Genomic DNA, 20,213 nt, shown 5'->3' on the forward strand with positions numbered 1-20,213 from the left:
GTCACGAGCTCGCTTCGACCTCGAAGTCCCCCGCGTCGCGGCGGACCGGCCGCAGCAGCTCCGAGAGCTGACCGAGCTCCTCCTCGGTCAGCGACGCGAGGGCGAAGTCGGTCGCCACGAGGTCCCGCGTCGCCGCCGTGACCAGCTCACGACCGCGCGGAGTGATCTCGGCCAGGACCCCGCGCCCGTCGTCGGGATGCGGTAGCCGCACGATCAGCCCGTCCTCGACCAGCCGTCGCACGATCGATGTCACCGAGGTGGGGTGCACCTGCAACCGCTCTCCCATCTTGCCCAGCGGCAGCGAACCGCGGCTGGAGAAGACCAGCAGCACCAAGGCTTCGTAGCGGGCGAAGGTCAGGCCGTGCGGCTTGAGGATCGCATCCAGTCGCCCGATCACCAGCTGCTGCACCCGCATCAGCGAGGTGACGGCGTGCATGGCCGGCACGCGGTCCCACCGCTTGCCCCACTGACGGGCGGCCTCGTCGATCGGGTCGAACGGCAACGGCCCGTCCTTCGGTGACATGGGGCTCAGTATCGACCACACGACCGACCGATGGGCGCTACCTCGCGTCGGCCTGCCGAAGGGTGGAGGGCGTGCCCTGCTTGACGGTGCGGCGCGAGATCCAGAACGCGATCGCCAGCACCACGACCAGCACCACCCCCAGCACACCGGCCAGCACCAGCCAGCGCAGGCCGAAGTCGACCGGTGGGTCGAACTCCCCGATCGTGCCGATGTCGAGGGAGGGCAGCACCATGAGCAGCGAGCCCACCGCCGCCAGCCCGCCACCGATGACGGCCATGCCGAGCAAGGCGACGTACTCGGTGACGATCGCGCGGCGCAGGTCGCGACGGCGTACGCCGACCACGCGCAGCGCCGCGACCTCGTAGGACCGCCACCGCAGCTGCACGACGGCCAGCGCCAGCACGCCGAGGAACGCCAGCAGCAGGGTCAGCACCCCGACCAGCAGGAACACCCGCCAGCCGAGGGAGAAAGCGTCGGAGCGCAACAGGCCGAGCTCCTCGCTCTCGGTGCGCGAGTCGGTGAGCGGGACGCCGAGCTTCTCGACCTGGTCGAGCAGGGAGCTGGGCGTGCCGTCGGCGACCAGCAGCTCGGTGATGGACACGTCGGTGGCCTGGTCGCCGTACTCGCGCAACGCCGATGTCAGGTCGGACAGACCCCCGTCGCTGCCCACGAACGGCAGGGCCTCGGCAGTGCCGGCCAGCACCATCGGCGTGCGGACGCCGAGCACGGACGCCCCGCTGACGGCGTCCGGCTCGTCCTCGTCGGGGTCGAGCTCCGTGGTCGCGGTGGCGACCAGCGGTGGTGCTGCGGGGATGTCGGTCGTCGTCAGCCGGATCACCGCCGGCTCGCCCGTCAGTCGCAGGGCCAGCCCGTCGGGACCGGCCTCGATGTCGACCGGGGCGAGCCCGGAGTCACCGAAGGGCCGCGCGGGACGCCAGGCGTCAGGATCGTCGGTCCGCCAGTCGCCTGGAGTGTCACCGTTGGCCCTGATGCTGCCGATGGTGAGGCGTCCGGCCGCGTCGGTGACCGACGAGGAACTGCCCGCGATGAACAGCTGCTCGAGGGAGCAGCCCTCCTCGCATTCCGACACGAACCCGTCGAGGGTGACGTCTCCGTGCCTCCTCAGCGTGCCCAGAGGCACGACGTGCTCCTCGCCGGATGAGGCGGTGAGGTAGCGCACCCAGACCTCGAGCGGGAAGTTGAGCTCGCCCTTCAGGCTGATGTCGGTGACCTCGACCTCGACTCGGGTGCCGGAGAACTCGATGGGGCCCGGCCCGTCAGGTGGTGTCAGCTGGTCCTGGACCCGCTGGACCCCGCCTCCTCCCCACTGGTCGTCCCACGCCGAGACCGCCGCGAAGCGCGACGCGTCGACCAGGCCGACGCGCCCGCCGCCGACGGTGCGTGGTGCCGGCGGGACGGCCGCGGCGAGGTAGCGCCCGTCGGGGTCGACCTGCTGGGTGACCCACTGCAGGCGAGACGGCGCCGTGTCGACGTAGTAGACCTTGGCAGCACCGACGGTCGCGGCGGCCTTGGAGACCCGCCAGTCGTCGGCGACCTTCCACGCCGATGCCGCGAACGAGGCCATCGCGGTGGCCAGCAGGAGCGGGAGCACGAGCTGGACGAGGTCGTGACGGCGGACCAGCCGGCGCGAGGCGAGGAACGACGACAGGCGGCCCCGGCTGACGGTGTTGCGCAGCCAGCCACGGGCGACCACACCGATGAGCACCATCGCCAGGACCGAGGCCCCCATCGCCACGAAGAGCGGGGCGAGCAGCTCCACGAAGCTCGAGGACTGCTCGGCATCGGACGTCACCATCTGCACGACCGCTGCCACCGACAGCATGACCAGGGCACCTTGTGCGAGCAGGCCCCACCGGGAGGTGCCGCGCTGCCGGTTGACCGACGCCAGTGACGAGGCCAGGGGTTCGCGCACCACTCCGAGCACCGCGACGAAGGCTGCGGCCAGCGCAGCGGCAGTCACGACCACCGCCGACGCCACGGCCTGCGGCGTCACCGCGAAGGGCGTGCCCCCGAGCCAGGTGCGCGACACCGTGCGCTCGAGCAGCACGGCCAGGGCGATGCCGACCGGGACCGTGAGCAGCAGCACCATGACCGGCTCCGCGACCGCGAACCGGACGACCTTGACCGCCGAGAAGCCGCGAAGCTTGGCCAGGGCGACCTCTTGGCGGCGTACGTCGGCGGCCGCGGCGACCAGGACGTAGAGCAGGAGCAGCGCCAGCACGATGAGGGGGACGACGGCCGCGAGGGTCACTCGCGAGAGGAGCGTCTGCTCGGCGTCGACGTCGTCGAAGACGCTCTGCAGCGTGATCGCTTCGTCGGGCTGGATGACCGGTGGGCCCTCGTTGGCGATGGCCACCTGCCACGCGGCCAGCGCGGACTCGGCGGCGTCCATCGAGTCGATGTCGAGCCTGTCGAGGTCGATCGGTCGGTCGGCACCGGCGACGGTGCTGGGAGCGAAGGTGATCGACGACTGGTCGACGAGCAGGCTCGGTGCGGTCATCGGCGCCCTCGAGCCGAGCGGGGTCGGCCGCAGGGTGCCGTCGCCGAACGTGCGCGCCGGGTTGAACCACTCCGGCGAGGCCGGGTCGTCGATCGCGTAGGTGCCGACGATCGTGTAGTCGACCTTCAGCTCACCCGCCGGCTTGTCGTCCCCCGTGGAGTAGCTGAAGATGACCTGGATCTTGTCGCCGAGCTGCCCGTGGATGGACTCCAGCATCAGGGGGTCGATCAGGGCCTCACCCGGAGCCGACGGGCAGCGTCCCTCGACGTGAGCCAGCCCGCACATCCCGTCTCGCCAGTAGGTCTTGATCTGGTAGGTCCGCGGGCCGGAGTGGTAGTCGCCCAGGCTGTAGAGATAGGTCGTGGGCGCCTGCCAGAACCGGTCGGGCCCGTCGGTGGTCACGAGGTCGGCGACCTTGGCCAGCATCTGCGCGCGCTCATCGGAGGTGAGCGGGTGCGGCGGCTTGGCACCATCGGCGTGGTCGGACTGGGGTGCGGTCTGGATGCTGAGCCCGGTCTCGTAGACCGGACGCTGCTCGACGCGCTGGTCGAGCAGGTGCTCGGCCGATGACCTGGCATAGAGCGGTGTGGCGACGGCGACGACCATGGCGAGCACGCCGAGCGCGAAGACGCCGAGGTTGAGCCACCTTCGCGACCGGAGCCCGGCGATGAAGGTGCCCATCAGTGCTCACCGGGAGGTGCGACGTCGACGCGCCGCACGAAGAAGCCGTCGTCGGTCTCCTCGAACTCCACGAGCGAGCCGGGTGGGTAGTCGTCGGCCCAGTCCTCGGGCAGGTGGACCGCACCGTCTTGGTCGATGACGGCGTAGTCGCGGCCGTGGACCCCCTCCGAGCCGATGCGGCCGTTGCGAATGGTGATCCGGCGGGGGATGCGGGCGGCGATGTCGGGGTCGTGGGTGACGATCACCACGGTCGTGCCGAGCCCGGCGTTGACGCGCTGGATCAGGTCGACCATCGCGTCGCGGTCGGCGTGGCCCAGCTGCGAGGTCGGCTCGTCTGCGAGCAGCAGGCCGGCGCCGCTGGAGACGGTCACGGCGAGAGCGACGCGTTGCTGCTCACCGCCAGACATGGAGTTCACCGGAGTGTCGGTGAGCTCGCCGAGCCCGAGCTGCTCGAGGAGCTGGCGGGCGGTAGGCAGACGGCGTACGTCGGCGGAGGCCATGCCACGCCGGGCGAAATCCACGTTGCCGGCTGCCGTGGCGTAGGTCAGCAGGTTGCGGCGAGCGCCTTGGAGCAGCGAGGCGACCTTGCCCGCCCGCAGCCGGGTCAGCTCGGCTTCGGGGATGCGGCTGATGTCGATGCCGTCGACGAGGACCTTGCCGGCAGAGGCGCGCTGGAGCCCACCGAACAAGCCCAGCAGGGTCGACTTGCCCGAACCCGACGGACCGAGCAGGGCTACCTGCTCGCCGGGCGCGATGTCGAGGTTGACGCCCCTGAGCGCCACGACATCGTGCCCGGCGACGGTGGTGTAGATGTGGACGACGTTCTGGCAGCGAACGCCGATGCCGGCCGACCGAGCGGGGCCGGCGGGACTCGCCGAGACCAGGCTGTCGAGCGTCATCAGGGCCGGCCCGGGTCCGTGACGGGCCGCATGAACGCATCGTGCTCGTGGCCGGGCTCGGGGGGCGGGGGCGGCGCCTGCATCTGCTCGACGCGACCGTCGACGAGGTGGAGCTCGTCGTCGCACTCCTCGGCCACCGCGGGGTCGTGGGTCGCGACCAGGACGACCGCGCCACGGTTGGCCTCCAGGCGCAGCTGGGCCACCACGACATCGCGGTTGGTCTCGTCGAGCTCGCTGGTCGGCTCGTCTGCAAGCACGACGTCTGCCCCGACGACCAGAGCGCGGGCGACGGCCACGCGCTGCAGCTGCCCGCCCGACAGCTCGGAGATCAGGCGGTCGGCGAGCTCGTCGACGCCGACTCGAGCCAGTGCTTCCAGGGCCCTGTCGGTCGCCTCCGTGGCGGCGGCGCCGCGGCCGCGAAGGGCGACGGCGACGTTTTCTGCCGCGGTCAAGGTCGCCACCAGGCCGTAGCTCTGCAGCACGAACCCCGTGGTCGGCAGCGGCTCGCCCTGCTTGGTGGTCACCGGCCCGCCGTCGTAGGTCGCCTCCCCTGCTGCCGGTCTGGCCAGCCCGCCGACCAGCGACAGCAGCGTGGTCTTGCCCGATCCGGAGGTGCCGGTCACCGCGAGCATGCGTCCGGGTTCTGCGCGCAGCGAGACCGAGTCGAGGACCCGACGTCCCTCGACGTCGAAGCTGAGGTCGTGCCCCACGAGCAGGCGCGCTCCTCCCCCGACACCGCTCACCCGAGCGACCTTAGGGATCGCCACCGACGATTCCCACGCCGGACCCCCCGATGTGCCGAAATCGTGACCTCTTCGGCCCGCCTCGCTACAAGTTCTCCAGCAGCGTGTCGGCCGCGGTGTAGGGATCGGAGTCGCCCGCGAGCACCTCCGCCGCCAGGTCGTCGAGCTCGACCCGGGCATGGACACCGTCCCAGCGCCGGCGCAGGGCGGTCACGGCGATGGTCTCGATCTCGTCGCGGACCCGGCGAGTACGTCGGCGCTCGAGCTCGCCGGACTCCACCAGCCACGCGAAGTGCCGGTCGATCTCGGAGACCACCTCGGCGGCACCCTCACCGCGATGGGCCTCGGTCTTGACGATCGGTGGCTTCCAGCCACCCTCGGGGCGCTCACCCGAAACCGTCTGGCCCAACGCGATCATGGACCGCAGGTCGCGGCGCAGCTGGTCGGCCCCCTCGCGGTCGGCCTTGTTGACGACGTAGATGTCACCGATCTCCAAGATGCCCGCCTTGGCGGCCTGGATGCCATCCCCCGCGCCAGGAGCCAGCAGCACCAAGGTGGTGTCGGCGAGACCCGCGATCTCGACCTCACTCTGACCGACACCCACGGTCTCGATGACCACCACGTCGCATCCGGCGGCGTCGAGAACGCGCAGCGCCTGGGGCGTGCTCCACGCCAGTCCGCCGAGGTGCCCGCGCGAGGCCATCGACCGGATGTAGACGTCGGCGTCGAGCGCGTGGTCCTGCATCCGCACGCGGTCCCCGAGCAGGGCGCCGCCGGAGAACGGAGAGGAGGGGTCCACCGCGAGGACGCCGACCCGCTTGCCGGCCTTGCGCAGCTCGCCGACGATGGCGTTGGTCGAGGTCGACTTGCCGACCCCCGGCGAGCCGGTGATGCCCACGATCTGGGCGTGCCCGGCGTACGGCGCCAGCGCGGCCATCACCTCGCGTAGCTGGGGGGCTTCGTCCTCGACCCAGGAGATCAGCCGCGCGACGGCGCGGGCGTTACCCTCGCGGGCTCGCGAGACCAGCTCGTCGACCGACCCCCGCGGCTTGCGATGGTCGCGCCTGTCGAGACCCACTCAGGGAACACGCACGATCAGGGCGTCGCCCTGGCCGCCACCACCGCAGAGGGCCGCCGCCCCGACACCGCCGCCGCGCCGCTTGAGCTCGTGAGCCAGGTGCAGCACGATCCGGGCCCCGGACATGCCGACCGGGTGACCCAGGGCGATGGCGCCACCGTTGACGTTGATGATGTCCTCCGACACGCCCAGGGAGCGGCCCGAGGCGATGCCGACAGCGGCGAAGGCCTCGTTGATCTCGACGAGGTCGAGGTCTGCGGCGGTGATGCCGTCCTTGGCGCACGCCGTTGCGATCGCGTTGGCGGGCTGCTGCTGGAGCGTCGAGTCGGGGCCGGCCACCTGGGCATGCGCGCCGATCTCGGCCAGCCAGCTGAGCCCCAGCTCCTCGGCCTTCGCCTTGCTCATCACCACGACGGCCGCAGCGCCGTCGGAGATCTGGGAGGCGGAGCCGGCGGTGATGGTGCCGTCCTTGCTGAAGGCCGGGCGCAGCTTGCCCAGCGACTCGACCGTGGTGTCGCCGCGAACTCCCTCGTCGGCGCTGACCTGGATGTCTCCGCCGCGTGCCTTGACGGTGACGGGGACGACCTCGTCGTCGAACACACCGTTCTTCCAGGCCTCGGCGGCACGCTGGTGCGAACGCGCGGCGAAGGCATCCTGCTCCTCGCGGGTGAGGTTGTCCGCGGCAGCGTTGCACTGCTCGGTGAGCATGCCCATGGCCTGGGCGGTGGCCTGGTCCCACAGCGCGTCGTAGGCCATCGAGTCGACCAGCGAGGTGTCGCCGTACTTGAAGCCCTCGCGTGACTTGGGCAGCAGGTGGGGAGCTTGGGTCATCGACTCCATGCCGCCGGCGACGACGATGTCGACCTCGCCCGCGCGGATCAATTGGTCGGCCAGGGCGATCGCATTGATGCCGGACAGGCACACCTTGTTGATGGTGATGCTCGGGACGCTCATCGGGATGCCGCCGGCCACGGCAGCGGTGCGGGCGGGGTTCTGCCCGGCTCCGGCCTGGATGACGTGGCCCATGATCACGTAGTCGACCTGGTCACCGGACACTCCGGCCTTCTCGAGTGCACCGGCGATCGCTACTCCGCCGAGCTGGGCTGCCGACTGGTCCTTGAGCCCTCCGAGCAGCCGGCCGATCGGCGTGCGGGCCCCGGCGACGATGACGGATCCGGACATGCGGTGCCTCCTGAAAGCTGGGTGTGCCTCTGGCGAGAGTACCCACGGCGCTCACCGCCCGGCCATGGCGAACGGCCCGCACACAGCGTGGAAATGCTCACAACCGTTGGCCCGTCAGGTGTCGCGCGGCGACGATGACGCCATGGCCCTTCCGAGCGACCTCTTCACCGCCATCGACCACGTCGGCATCGCCGTGCCCGACCTCGACGAGGCCATCGTGTTCTACCGCGACACCTTCGGGCTGCGGGTGGTGCACGAGGAGACCAACGAGGAGCAGGGTGTGCGCGAGGCGATGCTCGCGGTCGGCGACCCCTCGCAGCCCGGAGGCCCCAGTATCCAGCTGCTCGCCCCGCTGTCTCCCGAGTCGACGATCGCGAAGTTCCTCGACCGCTCCGGCCCGGGCATCCAGCAGCTGGCCTACCGCGTCGCGGACCTCGACGCCGTCTGCGCCGTGCTCCGCGAGCGTGGTCTGCGCCTGCTGTACGACGAGCCTCGCCGCGGTACCTCCGGCTCCCGCGTCAACTTCGTTCACCCCAAGGACGCCGGCGGGGTCCTCGTCGAGCTGGTCGAGCCGGCCACCCCCGTTGGTTGAGGAAGGGGCGCGCTGGCGCCTGCCTCGAAACCCGGTGACCGCGACGTCGGCGGTTCACTCGCGGGGTTTCGAGACGGTTGCTGCGCAACCTCCTCAACCCCCGGGCGGTGTTAGGTGACCCACAGTGCGGCCCACCCGCGGTGAATGGCCGCTAACTTCCCGAGGATGCAACACATCCGCGACGCCATTCTCGCCGGCGACACCACAGCAGACGAGTACGCCGCCTTGCCGGTGCCCGACTCCTACCGCGCCGTCACCGTGCACAAGGACGAGGTCGGCTACTTCGAGGGCCTGGCCACCAAGGACAAGGACCCTCGCGAGACCTTGCACCTCGACGACGTACCGGTCCCCGAGCTCGGCCCCGGCGAGGCACTGGTCGCGGTGATGGCCAGCGCGATCAACTACAACACCGTCTGGACGAGCATCTTCGAGCCGGTCTCGACGTTCTCGTTCCTGGAGCGGTACGGCCGGCTCAGCCCGCTGTCGAAGCGCCACGACCTGCCCTACCACGTCGTCGGCTCCGACCTCTCCGGCGTCGTGCTCCGGACCGGCCCGGGCGTGCACCTCTGGAAGGCCGGCGACGAGGTCGTCGCCCACTGCCTAAGCGTGGAGCTGGAGAGCCCTGACGGTCACAACGACACGATGCTCGACCCCGAGCAGCGGATCTGGGGCTTCGAGACGAACTTCGGCGGGCTCGCCGAGCTGGCGCTGGTCAAGTCCAACCAGCTGATGCCCAAGCCCGCGCACCTCACGTGGGAGGAGGCCGCGTCCCCCGGGCTGGTCAACTCCACGGCGTACCGCCAGCTCGTCAGCCGCAACGGGGCCGGCATGAAGCAGGGGGACAACGTCTTGATCTGGGGCGCCAGCGGCGGCCTCGGCGGGTTCGCCACGCAGTACGCCCTGAACGGTGGCGCGGTGCCCGTATGTGTCGTCTCCAACGAGGAGAAGGCCGACATCTGCCGGGCGATGGGCGCGGAGCTGATCATCAACCGCTCCGAGGCGGGCTACCGGTTCTGGAAGGACGAGCACACCCAGGACCCCAAGGAGTGGCGCCGGTTCGGCAACGACATCCGCGAGCTCACCGGTGGCGAGGACGTCGACATCGTCTTCGAGCACCCGGGCCGGGAGACGTTCGGCGCCAGCGTGTACGCCGCACGCAAGGGCGGCACGATCGTCACCTGTGCCTCCACGAGCGGCTACCTGCACCAGTACGACAACCGGTACCTCTGGATGAACCTCAAACGGATCATCGGCTCCCACTTCGCCAACTACCGCGAGTCGTGGGAGGCGAACCGGTTGATCGCGAAGGGGATGATCCACCCGACCCTGTCGCAGGCGTACCCGCTCGAGGAGACCGGCCAGGCCGCCCTCGACGTGCACCGCAACGCCCACCAGGGCAAGGTCGGCGTGCTCTGCCTGGCGCCCGAGGAGGGTCTCGGGGTGCGCAACCCCGAGCTGCGAGCCAAGCACGAGAGCGCGATCAACCGCTTCCGCGGCGTGTGAGCGTCTCGCCCCTCGCCTGATCCGCGAGGTGGGGTGGGCTGACCATGCCCGATCGTGGAGACTGGGGTCCAGGTGCCCGAGCCCACCCGAGGGAGTGAACGCCGCATGAGCGACCGTGGCCTGTCCATCTTCGACGACGACCCCGAGGACGACGCCCTCGAGGACGCGGACGACATCGAGGCGGCTCGGAGCGCGGGCAAGGCTGGTCCCGACACCGAGGCGACCCGGGTGATGCCGGCGGTCCCGGTCGACCAGCCACCACCCCGTGCACCGCAGGCCGCCCCGCTGCCCCAGCGGACGCCAGCGCAGCCGACCCAGCCCATCCGCCAGGTGGCCGCAGACCTGCCGAAGCCGCAGACCCCGGCGCCCGCTCCGGCCCGAACCGTGGCCGAGGCCGCGCAGGTCCACGCGCGGCAGACCACCCAGGCATCCGCGCCCACGCAACCCGTCCAGAGGGTCCTCCCCCCGGCGGCGGCGCCTCCGTCCCGGCCCGCCGCGCAGCCTGCTGCTCCGGCACCCGCTGGAACGGCTGTTCCCGCGCTGCCCACGGTGCGACGCGGTGGCTACGACAAGGCCGCCGTCGACCAGCATCTGCGCCAGCTCGGCGGCGAGCACCAACGGCTCGACGCCAGCCTGGGTCAGGCCCACGGTCGCATCTCCGAGCTCGAGGCGTCGCTCGAGTCGGCCCGCCGAGAGCTCGAGGAGAACAAGAACCCGTCGTACGCCGGTCTCGGCGGCCGTGCGACAGCGATGCTGCGCCTGGCCGAGGAGGAAGCTGCCGAGGTCCGGGCCGCCGCGCTGCGCGACGCCGCCGAGATCCGCGAGCAGGCCCAGCGTGATGCGCAAGCCACCCGCGCCGATGCCACCCGCGAGGCGGAGGACATGCGCTTGGTCCAGCTCAAGGAGCTCGACGAGAGTCGGGGGCGGATCATCGCCGAGGCGGAGCAGGAGCGCAGCCTGGCTCGCACCGAGGCCGCCGATGTGCTCGCCGGCGCCAAGCGCGAGGCCGACCAGGTCCGGCTGGGCGCACAGCAGGAGGCCAACGAGGTGCGAATCTCGGCCAAGCGGGAGGCCGAGCAGGCTCGCGCTGCTGCCGACCGCGAGGTGCAGGAGGCACGGCGCACCCTGGCGGTCGAGAAGGAGCGTCTGGCCCGCGAGGCGACCGACCACCACGCCACCGCCACGGCCGAGACGACGCGGCTGGTGCAGGAGGCCGAGCAGCGAGCGACCGCGGCCGAGCAGCGCGCCCGCGAGGCGATGGCTCAGGCGACAGCCCACCGCGAGCAGGCCCACACCGAGTCCGAGGCCACCTTGGCCAGGGCCCGCCGGGAGGCCGAGCAGATCATCGCCTCGGCCCGCAGCCAGTCCGAGTCCGTCGGCACGTCCGCCCGGGCCGAGGCCGAGCGGCAGCTGGCCAGCACCCGCGCCGAGGTCGAGCGCATCACCAAGCGCCGCGACGCGATCACCGCGCAGCTGGCCTCGCTGCGCGACGTGGTCGCAGGCTTCGGCAGCGACGACGACCAGCAGGCTCCCGACGACGCCAAGGCCGGGGCTTGATCTTCGGGCGCCGGAAGTCACCCGGCACCCCATCAAGCAACGTCCCGGGCACCGCCAGGTCGGCGCCCGGGCCGGCCACCCGTGTCGCGACGGCGCCCGACTCCGCTGCAGCCGTTCCCGAGGAGGCTTCCGAGGACGGTTCCGAGGACTCAGCCGACGAACTCGGACGGCCGGGGCCACGATTCGACCGGCACTCTCCGTTCTACATCGGCTTCTTCGGTGGCCTGGGCTTCGTCCTGGCCGGGTGGCTGTTCGGGCAGTTCGAGCGCATCGGCGGCGTGCTGATCCTGATCGTCGTCTCGCTGTTCCTGGCCGCTGGCCTCAACCCCGCAGTCGAGTGGTTCGAGCGCCGCGGGATGCGCCGCAGCGTCGCCGTGACGATGGTGATCGTCCTGTTCCTCGTGGGTGTGGGCCTGTTCGTGCTGGCCATCGTCCCCGTCATCACCGAGCAGGTCACCCAGATCACCGACAACGCGCCCGGCTGGCTCGACCAGCTCCAGCGCAACAAGCGGGTCCAGGAGCTCGACGACCGGTTCGACGTCATCGACAAGGTCCGCGACTACGTCCAGAACGGCAACTTCGGCCAGAGCATCTTCGGCGGCGTCCTCGGCCTGGGTCTCCGCCTCCTCGGCGCCCTCGCCAACGGCTTCTTGATCATCGTCATGACGCTCTACTTCCTGTCCTCCCTCGACGCCACCAAGGGGGCGCTGTACCGCCTGGCCCCCGCGTCACGACGTGAGCGAGTCACCAAGCTCGGCGACCGGGTGGTCGAGAGTGTGGGGGGCTATGTGGCCGGGGCGTTCGTCGTCGCGGCGTGCGCCGGCATCAGCTCGCTGATCTTCTTGTTCATCGTCGGACTGGGCCAGTACGCCGTGGCGCTGGCCTTCGTGGTCGCCATCCTCGACGTGATCCCGATGATCGGCGCCACCATCGGAGCGGTGATCGTGTCCGCCATCGCCTTCGCCACCGACGTCAAGATCGGGCTGTTCTGCGTGATCTTCTACCTGATCTACCAGCAGGTCGAGAACTACGTCCTCTACCCGCGGGTGATGTCGAAGTCGGTCGACATCCCCGGCGCCGTCACCGTGATCGCTGCCCTCGTCGGTACCGCCCTGCTGGGCGTGGTCGGCGCGCTGCTGGCGATCCCCACGGCGGCCGCGATCCTCCTGATCGTCCGCGAGGTGTTCATCAGGCGTCAGGACGCCCGGTAGCCGTCGCGGTCGTCCGCTCCCCCAGCTTCACCGCCACGACGCCGGCCAGGATGAGCGCACCTCCGGCGACCTGGACGGCGCGTGGCAGTTCATCGAGCAGCGCCCAGGCCCACAGCACGCCGAACAGCACCTCGGCCAGCGCCACGAACGACGCCAGGCGCGATCCCAGCCGTCGGATCGCGGCGATGCCCGAGGCATAGGAGAGCGCGGCGGTGAACACGCCCAGGAGCACGATTGGCACCCACCAGGCGACCGTGGCACCAGCGAGATCGACCGACGCGTCGGACGCGGCCATCTCGACGAGCCCGGTGACACCCAAGACGGCCATGGTGAGCGCGGCCACCAGCAGCCCGGCGGCGGCCAGCACGATCGGCGGGAGCCCGCCGCTGTGATCACCGGACATCACGAAGTAGGTCGCGCACCCGACCATCGCCCCCAGGGCCCAGAGCACACCCGTCAGGCTGAGTCCGGCGCCGGAGAACAGGTCGAGCACCAGCACCAGGCCGAGAGCCGCGGTCAACGCGCCGGCAAGAGTCAGGCGGCCCGGCCGCTCGCCGTGACGCAACCACAGCCAGACCACGACGGCGGCTGGCGCGATGAACTCGATCAGCAGCGCCGGCGCGACCTCCATGTGGGCAACGGCCGAGAAGTAGAAGAACTGCGGAGCCGCGACGGCCACGATCCCGAACGCCAGCAACGTGCGCCACTGCGCGGCAAGCAGGTGCCACCGCCCCCGCAGCGCCGTCAGGCCGAACGGCGCGATCACCAGCGCGGCGAGCGCGATGCGGACGACGGATACCGCACCGGGCGTCCAGCCCTCGTGGAGAAGGCCCCTGGCCAGCGCTCCGGACATGCCGAACGACGCGGCGGACAACAGCGCGAACGCCAGCCCGGACAGCGTGCGAGGCGAAGGGGCAAGAACCTCGATGTCATCTGCCAACGTCGCCATGTCATGTGACGCTACCGATGCCGGCTGTCATGTGTCAACAACATCTTGACCCATGACACTTGGCATTTCGGTCCCACCCTCCTCCTGTCCGACGTAGCCTCGACGGGCCATGTCCCCCCATCGCCTGGTGCCGGTCGTCGTCGCCACTGTCCTGACTGTCACGCTCAGCTCGTGGCGCGCGGACGCATCCGCGATCGAGGACTACGCGACCTACGAGCCCGCCCAGCACTGCGCCTCGGGTGCCAAGCCCGGCACCGAGGTGCTGGCGGCCTGGGTCGTGGCGAAGTTCGGCGGAGGCCTCGGGGGCATCTGGCGCCCGTGCAGCGGCTCGACGTCGGAACACCACGAAGGACGTGCCTTCGACTGGACCCTCGATGCCACCAAGCGAAGCGACCGCCGACGGGCCGCGCGGCTGCGCGCCCGTCTCTTCGCCACCGACGGCGGAGGCAACACCCACGCCCTGGCCCGCCGGATGGGCGTCATGTACATCATCTGGAACGACCACATGTGGTCGGCGTGGGACGGCTTCGCCAAGGACGACTACCTCAGCTCCTCGTGCCGGCGCGTGAGCAGGTGCTCGCCGACACTTCGCCACCGCGACCACCTCCACATCTCGCTGACCCGCGCCGGCGGTCGGGGCGAGACCAGCTGGTACGACGGCCGGATGCCGACCCCGTAGCCGGAGCGGTGGGCCGGCTAGTCGCCCAGGAAGGCTCGCATCACGCTCGCGAAGGCCTCCGGTTGCTCGCTGTGCACCCAGTGACCAGAGCCCTTCACGGTCACCTTGCGCATCTTGGGAAACAGGGCCGCCATCGCGGCCACGTGCTCGTCGGCGACGTAGTCGGACCTCTCACCACGCACCCAGAGCACGGGCCCGTCGTACGGCGCGACCCCCGCGAGCTCCTGGGCCGGCCAGCCGGTGATGGCGTCGAGCCGCTCACCGATGACCTCGAGGTTGGGCTGCCAGTACCAGCCCGGGCCGCCCCGGTCCGCCTCGCGGTGGCGGCGCAGGTTCTGCAGGAGGAAGCCGCGTACGACCGGGTCGGGCACCGCCTGGCTCAGTGCCAGCTCGGCCTCGGCCCGTGAGGTCAGATCCTCCAGGTCGAGACCACGCATCGCATCGACGTACTGGTCGAAGGAGTGCGCGCTCCGGTAGGCCACCGGCGCGACGTCAACGACGCACAGCCGCTCCACCCGAGCGGGGTGCAGCAAGGCCAGCACCATGGCGATCTTGCCGCCCATCGAGTGGCCCACGACCGCCACGGGTTCGTCGCCGACCTGCTCACCCAGCGACGAGGACACCTGGTCGGCTGCGTCGAGGTAGTCGAAGCCGGACGTCCAGGGAGAGCGTCCGTGCTGCGGCATGTCGAGCAGCAGCACCCGATGGCGCTCGGCGAGGCCCTTGGCGACCTGCGTCCAGTTCTTGCCCTGGCCGAACAGGCCGTGGCAGAAGAGCACCCACGAGCCCCTGTCGCCGATGGTGGTGGCGTGCAGCACCCCGCGAGGCTACCCAGCCCTCGTGCCGCTGGTTGAGGAGGTTGCGCAGCAACCGTCTCGAAACCGCCGGGAAGGATCCCGTGAGGATGGTTTCGAGACAGGCGCTGCGCGCCTTCCTCAACCAACGAGACAGACAGGCGCTGCGCGCCTTCCTCAACCAACGAGACAGACAGGCGCTGCGCCTTCCTCAACCAACCAGCTCGCTCAGAAGTCGAAGCCGCCGAACAGGTCGCCGATGCCCTCGCCGATGTTGCCGAGACCTTCACCGATGCCACCGGCGAGCTCGCCCAGGCCCTCCCCGAGCCCGTCGAAGCCGCCGCCGAAGAGCATCCCCATGAACATCCATTCCATCGGCCCGACGGCGCCGAAGTAGCCGCTGGCGTAGGGAGCGTAGGTGCGGCCTCCCTGCCAGTAGGGCACCCGCTGGGAGCCGACCATCACCATCCGCGAGTCGGGGTCGGCGCCGGCTTTGACGCGTTCGGCGTCGAGGGCGCAGGCAGGTACGTCGCGCTCCACGCCTCCGGGCGGGGCATAGGGGACGTCCTCGACAGCCATCCCGTGACGCGGGTCGAAGAAGCAGGCGGGCCTACGGGTCGGGAGCGGGTCGCCCGCGACGCGGGCCCGCACGCAGGCGATGGCGTAGCGGCCGTCGTCGAGGATCTTGGTCACGTTGGTGACCTCCTCGGGCTTGGTCATGTAGTCGCCGGCGAACTTCGCGGACTCATAGGCGTCCAGCGCTCGCTGGTAGTCGGCCCGCGCTCCCTTGTCGAGCTCGCGCCCGGTCAGGTCCTCGTCGAGGTCTTGCAGCTCCATGCCGAGCGCGGTGATGTCCTCATAGGCCAGCTTCTTGACCGGCTCGAGCTCGGCCCGCTTGCGCTCCAGCTCACGGTCTCGACTGCGACGCATCGTCAGGCCCGCAGCGCCGATCGCCACGAGCAGGAGGGCCGCGAGCAGCCAGATCATGCGGCCACCCTACGTAACGCGGCAAATGTCGGTGGCTGGAGGCACGATGCCCCCATGACACTCCCGATCCAGGTCACCTTCGACTGCGCCGACCCGGCCGCGCTCTCGCGGTTCTGGAACGAGGTGCTCGGCTACCGGCTCGACAGTCCACCACCGCCCTACGAGTCGTGGGACGAGGCGCTCGATGCCTGGAACATCCCTGAGGAGCGGCGCAACGACGCCTCGGCCTCGGTCGATCCCGAGGGCAACGGGCCGAGGCTGTGGTTCCAGAGGGTGCCGGAGGGCAAGACCGCCAAGAACCGCGTGCACCTCGACGTGCGTGCGGCCGTCGGGCTCCAGGGCGAGGAGCGGATGGCCGCCCTGGAGGCCAAGGCCGACTCGCTGGTCGTGCTCGGAGCGACGCGCGTGCAGCGCCACGAGCCCGACGGCCTCAACTTCGGCCACATCGTGATGCAAGACCCCGAAGGCAACGAGTTCTGCCTCGACTGAAGGCCCGAACCGACAGCTCAGACCGACAGCTCAGACCGACAGCTCAGACCGCGGCCAGCCGCCCGTCGCCCTGACGCGTCAACATGCCGTCGGCGACGGCCAGGGCCAGGGCCCTGTCGAAGCGGGCCTGCTCCCAGTACTCCGCGCCGACGAGGGACTTGAGGTCGTCGGGCGCCTGCGGGCCCTCCGCCTGCACGGCGCGCACGATCTGGCCGATCTCGTAGTGCACGTGGCGGTCTCGGGGTCCTTCGGTGGACGCCTTGGGGGGTGGCATGGGGGTCATCGTCCTCCTCCTGTTCCGGTGGTGGTGCCGGTCGGGTTGGCCGCGTCTGCAGCTGTGGTCGCTCCGGCCCCGCCGGATGGTGCGTCGTCCTCAGCGGTCAACGGCTGCGCCAAGGACTCCAGCGACTTGCCCTCGGCGTGCACGCCCAAGAAGGCCGCCACGATGCCGCCGGCGATCATCAGCGCTGCCCCGACGAAGTACCCGATGGCGATACCGGTGATGTCCTTGGAGGCAGAGGCGTCGTCGATGAGCTTGCCGAAGTACAGCGGGCCGCTGATACCCCCGACGGCGGTGCCGATGGCGTAGAAGAACGCGATGCACAGGGCTCGGGTCTCCATCGGGAACACCTCGCTGGCCGTGAGGTACGCCGCGCTGGCGCCGGCCGAGGCGAAGAAGAAGATGATGCAGCCCAGCAGGGTCAGCGTCACCGCGGTCACCTCGCCGAGGAAGAAGCCCGTCCCTGCCAGCAAGATCCCCGAGAGGATGTAGGTGCCCGCGATCATCCGCACCCGTCCGACCGTGTCGAACAGCGTGCTCAGGACCAGTGCGCCCAAGAAGTTGCTGATCGCGAAGACCGCGATGTAATAGCCGGTCTGCTTGACGTCGAGGAAGGTGCTCAGGCTGTCGCCGTAGGTGAAGAAGAAGGCGTTGTAGAGGAACGCCTGTCCGACGAAGAGCGAGAAGCACAGGATCGTGCGCTTGGGGTAGAGCGTGAAGACCGTCTTGGCGATCAGCACCAGGCTGACGGTCTGGCGCTGCCGGATCGTGATGGTGTCGGAAACCGAGCCAAGCTCCTTGCCGGTCTCCTGTGCCACCGTGCGCTCGACGTCTTGGACGATCTTCTCGGCCTCGTCCTCGCGACCGTGGATGAACAGCCAGCGCGGGCTCTCCGGAACGTGCCTGCGGACGATCAGAATGCCGACCGCAAGGATCGCTCCGAGCCCGAAGGCGAACCGCCAGCCCCATGCCTCGTCGACCAGTGTCGGGTCGAGCAGGGGGATGGTCAGCAGCGAGCCGGCCGTGGCACCGACCCAGAACGAGCCGTTGATGGCCACGTCGACGCGGCCGCGGTACTTGGCGGGGATCAGCTCGTCGATCGCGGAGTTGATGGCGGCGTACTCGCCGCCGATGCCCGCCCCGGTGAGGAAGCGCGCGCCGAAGTACCACAGCGGGTTCATCGAGAACGCCGTCAGCACGGTGGCCACCGTGTAGACGCCCAGCGTGATCAAGAACAGCTTCTTGCGGCCGAACCTGTCGGTCAGCTGCCCGAACACAAGCGCACCGAGGCACGCGCCCGCGACGTAGACCGCGCCGGCCATGCCGATGTCGGAGCTGCTCAGCCCCAGGCCGGTGTCGCCTGGCTTCAGCGCCTCCGACATCGATCCCACGATCGTCACCTCGAGGCCGTCGAGGATCCAGACGGCTCCCAGCCCGACGACGATCATCCAGTGCCACCGAGCCCAAGGCAGCCGGTCCATCCGGGCCGGGATGTCGGTGGTGATGCGTCCGGTCTCGACGGTCATGGCACCCGCCTTTCCGCCCGAGAGGTTGCGGGGGTGGTGCTTCCCGGGCAAGCCTCTCGACGCTAAAGCCGGCCCGGGGCGAGGTACCTCACCCCTGGGAAGGCAACGTACGGTCGGCCCCTCACCCCCGAGGGTGGGACATCAGCGGTGCGTGTAGTCCCTGAAGCCGCGCTGGGTCTTGCGACCCAGGTAGCCCGCCGTCACCAGATGCTCGAGCAGCGGCGCCGGCGCGAAGCCCGGCTCGCGGAACTCCAGGTAGAGCTCGCGCTGGATCGCCAGGGAGACGTCGTTGCCGACCACGTCGAGCAGCTCGAAGGGGCCCATCGGCAGCGCGCATCCGAGCTTCATCGCGGTGTCGACCTCGTCTGCGGTCGCGTAGTGGGCCTCGAGCATCTTCACCGCGTCGTTGAGGTAGGGGAAGAGCAGGGCGTTGACGATGAAGCCCGATCGGTCGCCGCAGGAGACGGCGACCTTGCCGATCTTGGCGCACAACGCGCGCACCGTCTCGGCCACCTCGTCGTCGGTGGCGACGGTCGAGACCACCTCGACCAGCTGCATGACCGGAGCCGGGTTGAAGAAGTGCATCCCGATGACGTCGCTTGGCCGCTTGGTCGCCATCGCGCACGTGATGATCGGCAAGGAGGAGGTGGTGGTCGCCAAGATGGCACCGGGCTTGCAGATCTCGTCGAGGTTCTCGAACAAGGTGGTCTTGACCCGCAGGTCCTCAGCGATCGCCTCCACCACCAGGTCGCAGTCGGCCAGGTCCTCGATCGAGGTGGTGCCCGAGAGCCGCCCGAGCACGCCGTCACGAGCGGACTCCTCCAGCTTGCCGCGCTGGATGGCCTTGTCGAGCGAGCGCTCGATGGTCTGGCGGACGCCCTCGACCTTGGCCTCGGAACGGCCGACGTACAGCACGTCGTAGCCGGCCTTGGCGAAGACCTCGACGATGCCCGTGGCCATGGTGCCGGTGCCGACCACGCCGACCCTGCTGATGTCGCGGCGCAGCCGGGGCTCGTCGTCGGCCGACGGGGTGAGGTGGTCCGGCACCACCCGGGAGCTGTCGGGCTGTTCGTAGGTGTAGAAGCCACGACCGGACTTCCGACCGAGCAGTCCGGCCGTGACCATCTGCTTGAGGATCGGCGCGGGCGCGTGCAGCCGGTCGCGCCCCTGCTTGTACATCGTGTCGAGGATCTCGTAGGCCGTGTCGAGACCGATCAGGTCGAGCAGCGCCAGAGGCCCCATCGGGTAGCCGCAGCCGTAGCGCATCGCCGCGTCGATGTCCTCGCGGGTGGCGTAGTGCCCTTCGTACATCGACACGGCGTGGTTGAGGTAGCCGAACAGCAGGGTGTTGGCGATGAACCCGGCCTTGTCGCCACAGACGACCGGGCTCTTGCCCACCCTGGTCAGGAGCTCCTGGACATCGGCCAGCACGTCGGGCTCGGTGACCACCGTGCGGATCACCTCGACCAGCTGCTGGACCGGCGCGGGGTTGAAGAAGTGCACACCGACGACGCGGCCCGGGTGATGGTTGGCCGTCGAGATCTCGGTGACCGACAGCGACGAGGTGTTGGTCGCGAGCACCGCCTCATCGGACACGATGTCGTCGAGCGCCCTGAAGACCGACTTCTTGATGTCGATGGACTCCACGACCGCCTCGACCACGAAGTCGGCGTCGGCCAGGTCCTTCATCTCGGTGGTGAAGGTGATCCGGCCCAGCAGCTCGGCCTGGGCCTCCTCGCTCAGCTTGCCGCGCGCGACGGCTCGGTCGGTGGAGTGCTGCAGGTGCTCCCGGCCGCGGGCCAGCGCCTCCTCCGTGATCTCGACCCCGGTGACCTGGAAGCCGTTGCGGGCGAACACCTCGGCGATGCCCGCGCCCATCGTGCCCAGACCGATGACACCGACGCGCTCGAACTCGCGTCCAGTCCTGGTGGCCGTGGCGTCCGCTGAGCTCGTCGTCATGGGGGGATCCTCCCATCGCGGCCACACCCGGGCCGAGGCCGTGGGTGTGTGGAAACGGTC

General features: G+C 70.2%; 18 protein-coding genes. 6 read left to right on the top strand and 12 right to left on the bottom strand.

Going from position 1 to position 20,213, the window contains the following annotated elements:
• Position 1 precedes the first annotated feature (1 nt).
• The 6 genes from ISU10_RS07020 to ISU10_RS07045 form a co-directional block, all read right to left on the bottom strand.
• Positions 2–523, bottom strand: coding sequence for a MarR family winged helix-turn-helix transcriptional regulator (locus ISU10_RS07020; RefSeq protein WP_194695662.1), 522 nt, complete (start codon positions 521–523; stop codon positions 2–4).
• A 37-nt stretch (positions 524–560) separates the two neighbouring features.
• A complete protein-coding gene (locus ISU10_RS07025; RefSeq protein ID WP_194695663.1) occupies positions 561–3,725 on the bottom strand; it encodes an FtsX-like permease family protein in 3,165 nt (1,054 codons plus the stop codon).
• Positions 3,725–4,624, bottom strand: coding sequence for an ABC transporter ATP-binding protein (locus ISU10_RS07030; protein ID WP_194695664.1), 900 nt, complete (start codon positions 4,622–4,624; stop codon positions 3,725–3,727). Before ISU10_RS07030 ends, ISU10_RS07025 begins: the two co-directional genes overlap by 1 nt.
• Positions 4,624–5,367: an ABC transporter ATP-binding protein gene (locus tag ISU10_RS07035; RefSeq protein WP_370864892.1), complete on the bottom strand. Its 744-nt coding sequence runs from the start codon at positions 5,365–5,367 to the stop codon at positions 4,624–4,626. The genes ISU10_RS07030 and ISU10_RS07035 overlap by 1 nt, the downstream gene beginning before the upstream one ends.
• An 85-nt stretch (positions 5,368–5,452) precedes the next feature.
• Positions 5,453–6,445 (bottom strand): methylmalonyl Co-A mutase-associated GTPase MeaB, encoded by a 993-nt coding sequence (gene meaB / locus ISU10_RS07040; protein WP_194695666.1) that lies wholly within the window; start codon positions 6,443–6,445, stop codon positions 5,453–5,455.
• The gene (locus ISU10_RS07045) at positions 6,446–7,627 is read right to left on the bottom strand and encodes an acetyl-CoA C-acetyltransferase (protein WP_194695667.1); all 1,182 of its coding nucleotides are present in this window, start codon (positions 7,625–7,627) and stop codon (positions 6,446–6,448) included.
• Between the two features lie 142 nt (positions 7,628–7,769).
• Here ISU10_RS07045 and mce point away from each other — a divergent pair, with 142 nt between their 5' ends.
• From mce to ISU10_RS07065, 4 genes are all read left to right on the top strand, one after another.
• Positions 7,770–8,219 (top strand): methylmalonyl-CoA epimerase, encoded by a 450-nt coding sequence (mce, locus tag ISU10_RS07050; protein WP_194695668.1) that lies wholly within the window; start codon positions 7,770–7,772, stop codon positions 8,217–8,219.
• Positions 8,220–8,384: 165 nt separating this feature from the next.
• Positions 8,385–9,722 carry a crotonyl-CoA carboxylase/reductase gene (gene ccrA / locus ISU10_RS07055; RefSeq protein ID WP_194695669.1) on the top strand — a complete coding sequence of 446 codons (1,338 nt, stop codon included), beginning with the start codon at positions 8,385–8,387 and terminating at the stop codon, positions 9,720–9,722.
• Positions 9,723–9,827: 105 nt separating this feature from the next.
• Positions 9,828–11,279, top strand: coding sequence for a coiled-coil domain-containing protein (locus tag ISU10_RS07060; RefSeq protein WP_194695670.1), 1,452 nt, complete (start codon positions 9,828–9,830; stop codon positions 11,277–11,279).
• Entirely contained in the window at positions 11,276–12,490 is a 1,215-nt protein-coding gene (locus ISU10_RS07065) for an AI-2E family transporter (RefSeq protein ID WP_228499947.1), read from the top strand. The genes ISU10_RS07060 and ISU10_RS07065 overlap by 4 nt, the downstream gene beginning before the upstream one ends.
• On the opposite strand, the gene ISU10_RS07070 is transcribed toward ISU10_RS07065, so the two are convergent.
• Positions 12,468–13,439 carry an EamA family transporter gene (locus tag ISU10_RS07070; protein ID WP_194695671.1) on the bottom strand — a complete coding sequence of 324 codons (972 nt, stop codon included), beginning with the start codon at positions 13,437–13,439 and terminating at the stop codon, positions 12,468–12,470. The genes ISU10_RS07065 and ISU10_RS07070 overlap by 23 nt on opposite strands.
• Positions 13,440–13,548: 109 nt before the next feature.
• On the opposite strand from ISU10_RS07070, the gene ISU10_RS07075 reads away from it, so the two are divergent.
• Entirely contained in the window at positions 13,549–14,118 is a 570-nt protein-coding gene (locus tag ISU10_RS07075; RefSeq protein WP_194695672.1) for a VldE C-terminal domain-containing protein, read from the top strand.
• Between the two features lie 17 nt (positions 14,119–14,135).
• Here the strand turns inward: ISU10_RS07075 and ISU10_RS07080 are convergent, their stop codons facing one another.
• Together ISU10_RS07080 and ISU10_RS07085 are read right to left on the bottom strand one after the other, a co-directional pair.
• On the bottom strand, positions 14,136–14,936 hold the full coding sequence (locus ISU10_RS07080; RefSeq protein ID WP_194695673.1) for an alpha/beta fold hydrolase: 801 nt from the start codon (positions 14,934–14,936) through the stop codon (positions 14,136–14,138).
• Between the two features lie 204 nt (positions 14,937–15,140).
• Positions 15,141–15,899, bottom strand: a complete 759-nt coding sequence (locus ISU10_RS07085; RefSeq protein ID WP_194695674.1) for a hypothetical protein — start codon at positions 15,897–15,899, stop codon at positions 15,141–15,143.
• 54 nt (positions 15,900–15,953) lie between these two features.
• Between ISU10_RS07085 and ISU10_RS07090 the strand changes: the two genes are divergently transcribed.
• The gene (locus ISU10_RS07090) at positions 15,954–16,388 is read left to right on the top strand and encodes a VOC family protein (RefSeq protein ID WP_194695675.1); all 435 of its coding nucleotides are present in this window, start codon (positions 15,954–15,956) and stop codon (positions 16,386–16,388) included.
• Between the two features lie 43 nt (positions 16,389–16,431).
• Here ISU10_RS07090 and ISU10_RS07095 read toward each other — a convergent pair whose 3' ends face one another.
• The 3 genes from ISU10_RS07095 to ISU10_RS07105 form a co-directional block, all read right to left on the bottom strand.
• On the bottom strand, positions 16,432–16,662 hold the full coding sequence (locus ISU10_RS07095) for a hypothetical protein (protein WP_194695676.1): 231 nt from the start codon (positions 16,660–16,662) through the stop codon (positions 16,432–16,434).
• Positions 16,663–16,667: 5 nt separating this feature from the next.
• Positions 16,668–18,194: an MFS transporter gene (locus ISU10_RS07100; protein WP_194695677.1), complete on the bottom strand. Its 1,527-nt coding sequence runs from the start codon at positions 18,192–18,194 to the stop codon at positions 16,668–16,670.
• A 141-nt stretch (positions 18,195–18,335) separates the two neighbouring features.
• Positions 18,336–20,153, bottom strand: coding sequence for a 3-hydroxyacyl-CoA dehydrogenase family protein (locus tag ISU10_RS07105; protein WP_194695678.1), 1,818 nt, complete (start codon positions 20,151–20,153; stop codon positions 18,336–18,338).
• Positions 20,154–20,213 lie beyond the last annotated feature (60 nt).

It is taken from the genome of Nocardioides agariphilus (assembly GCF_015352445.1).
GTDB lineage: Bacteria > Actinomycetota > Actinomycetes > Propionibacteriales > Nocardioidaceae > Nocardioides > Nocardioides agariphilus.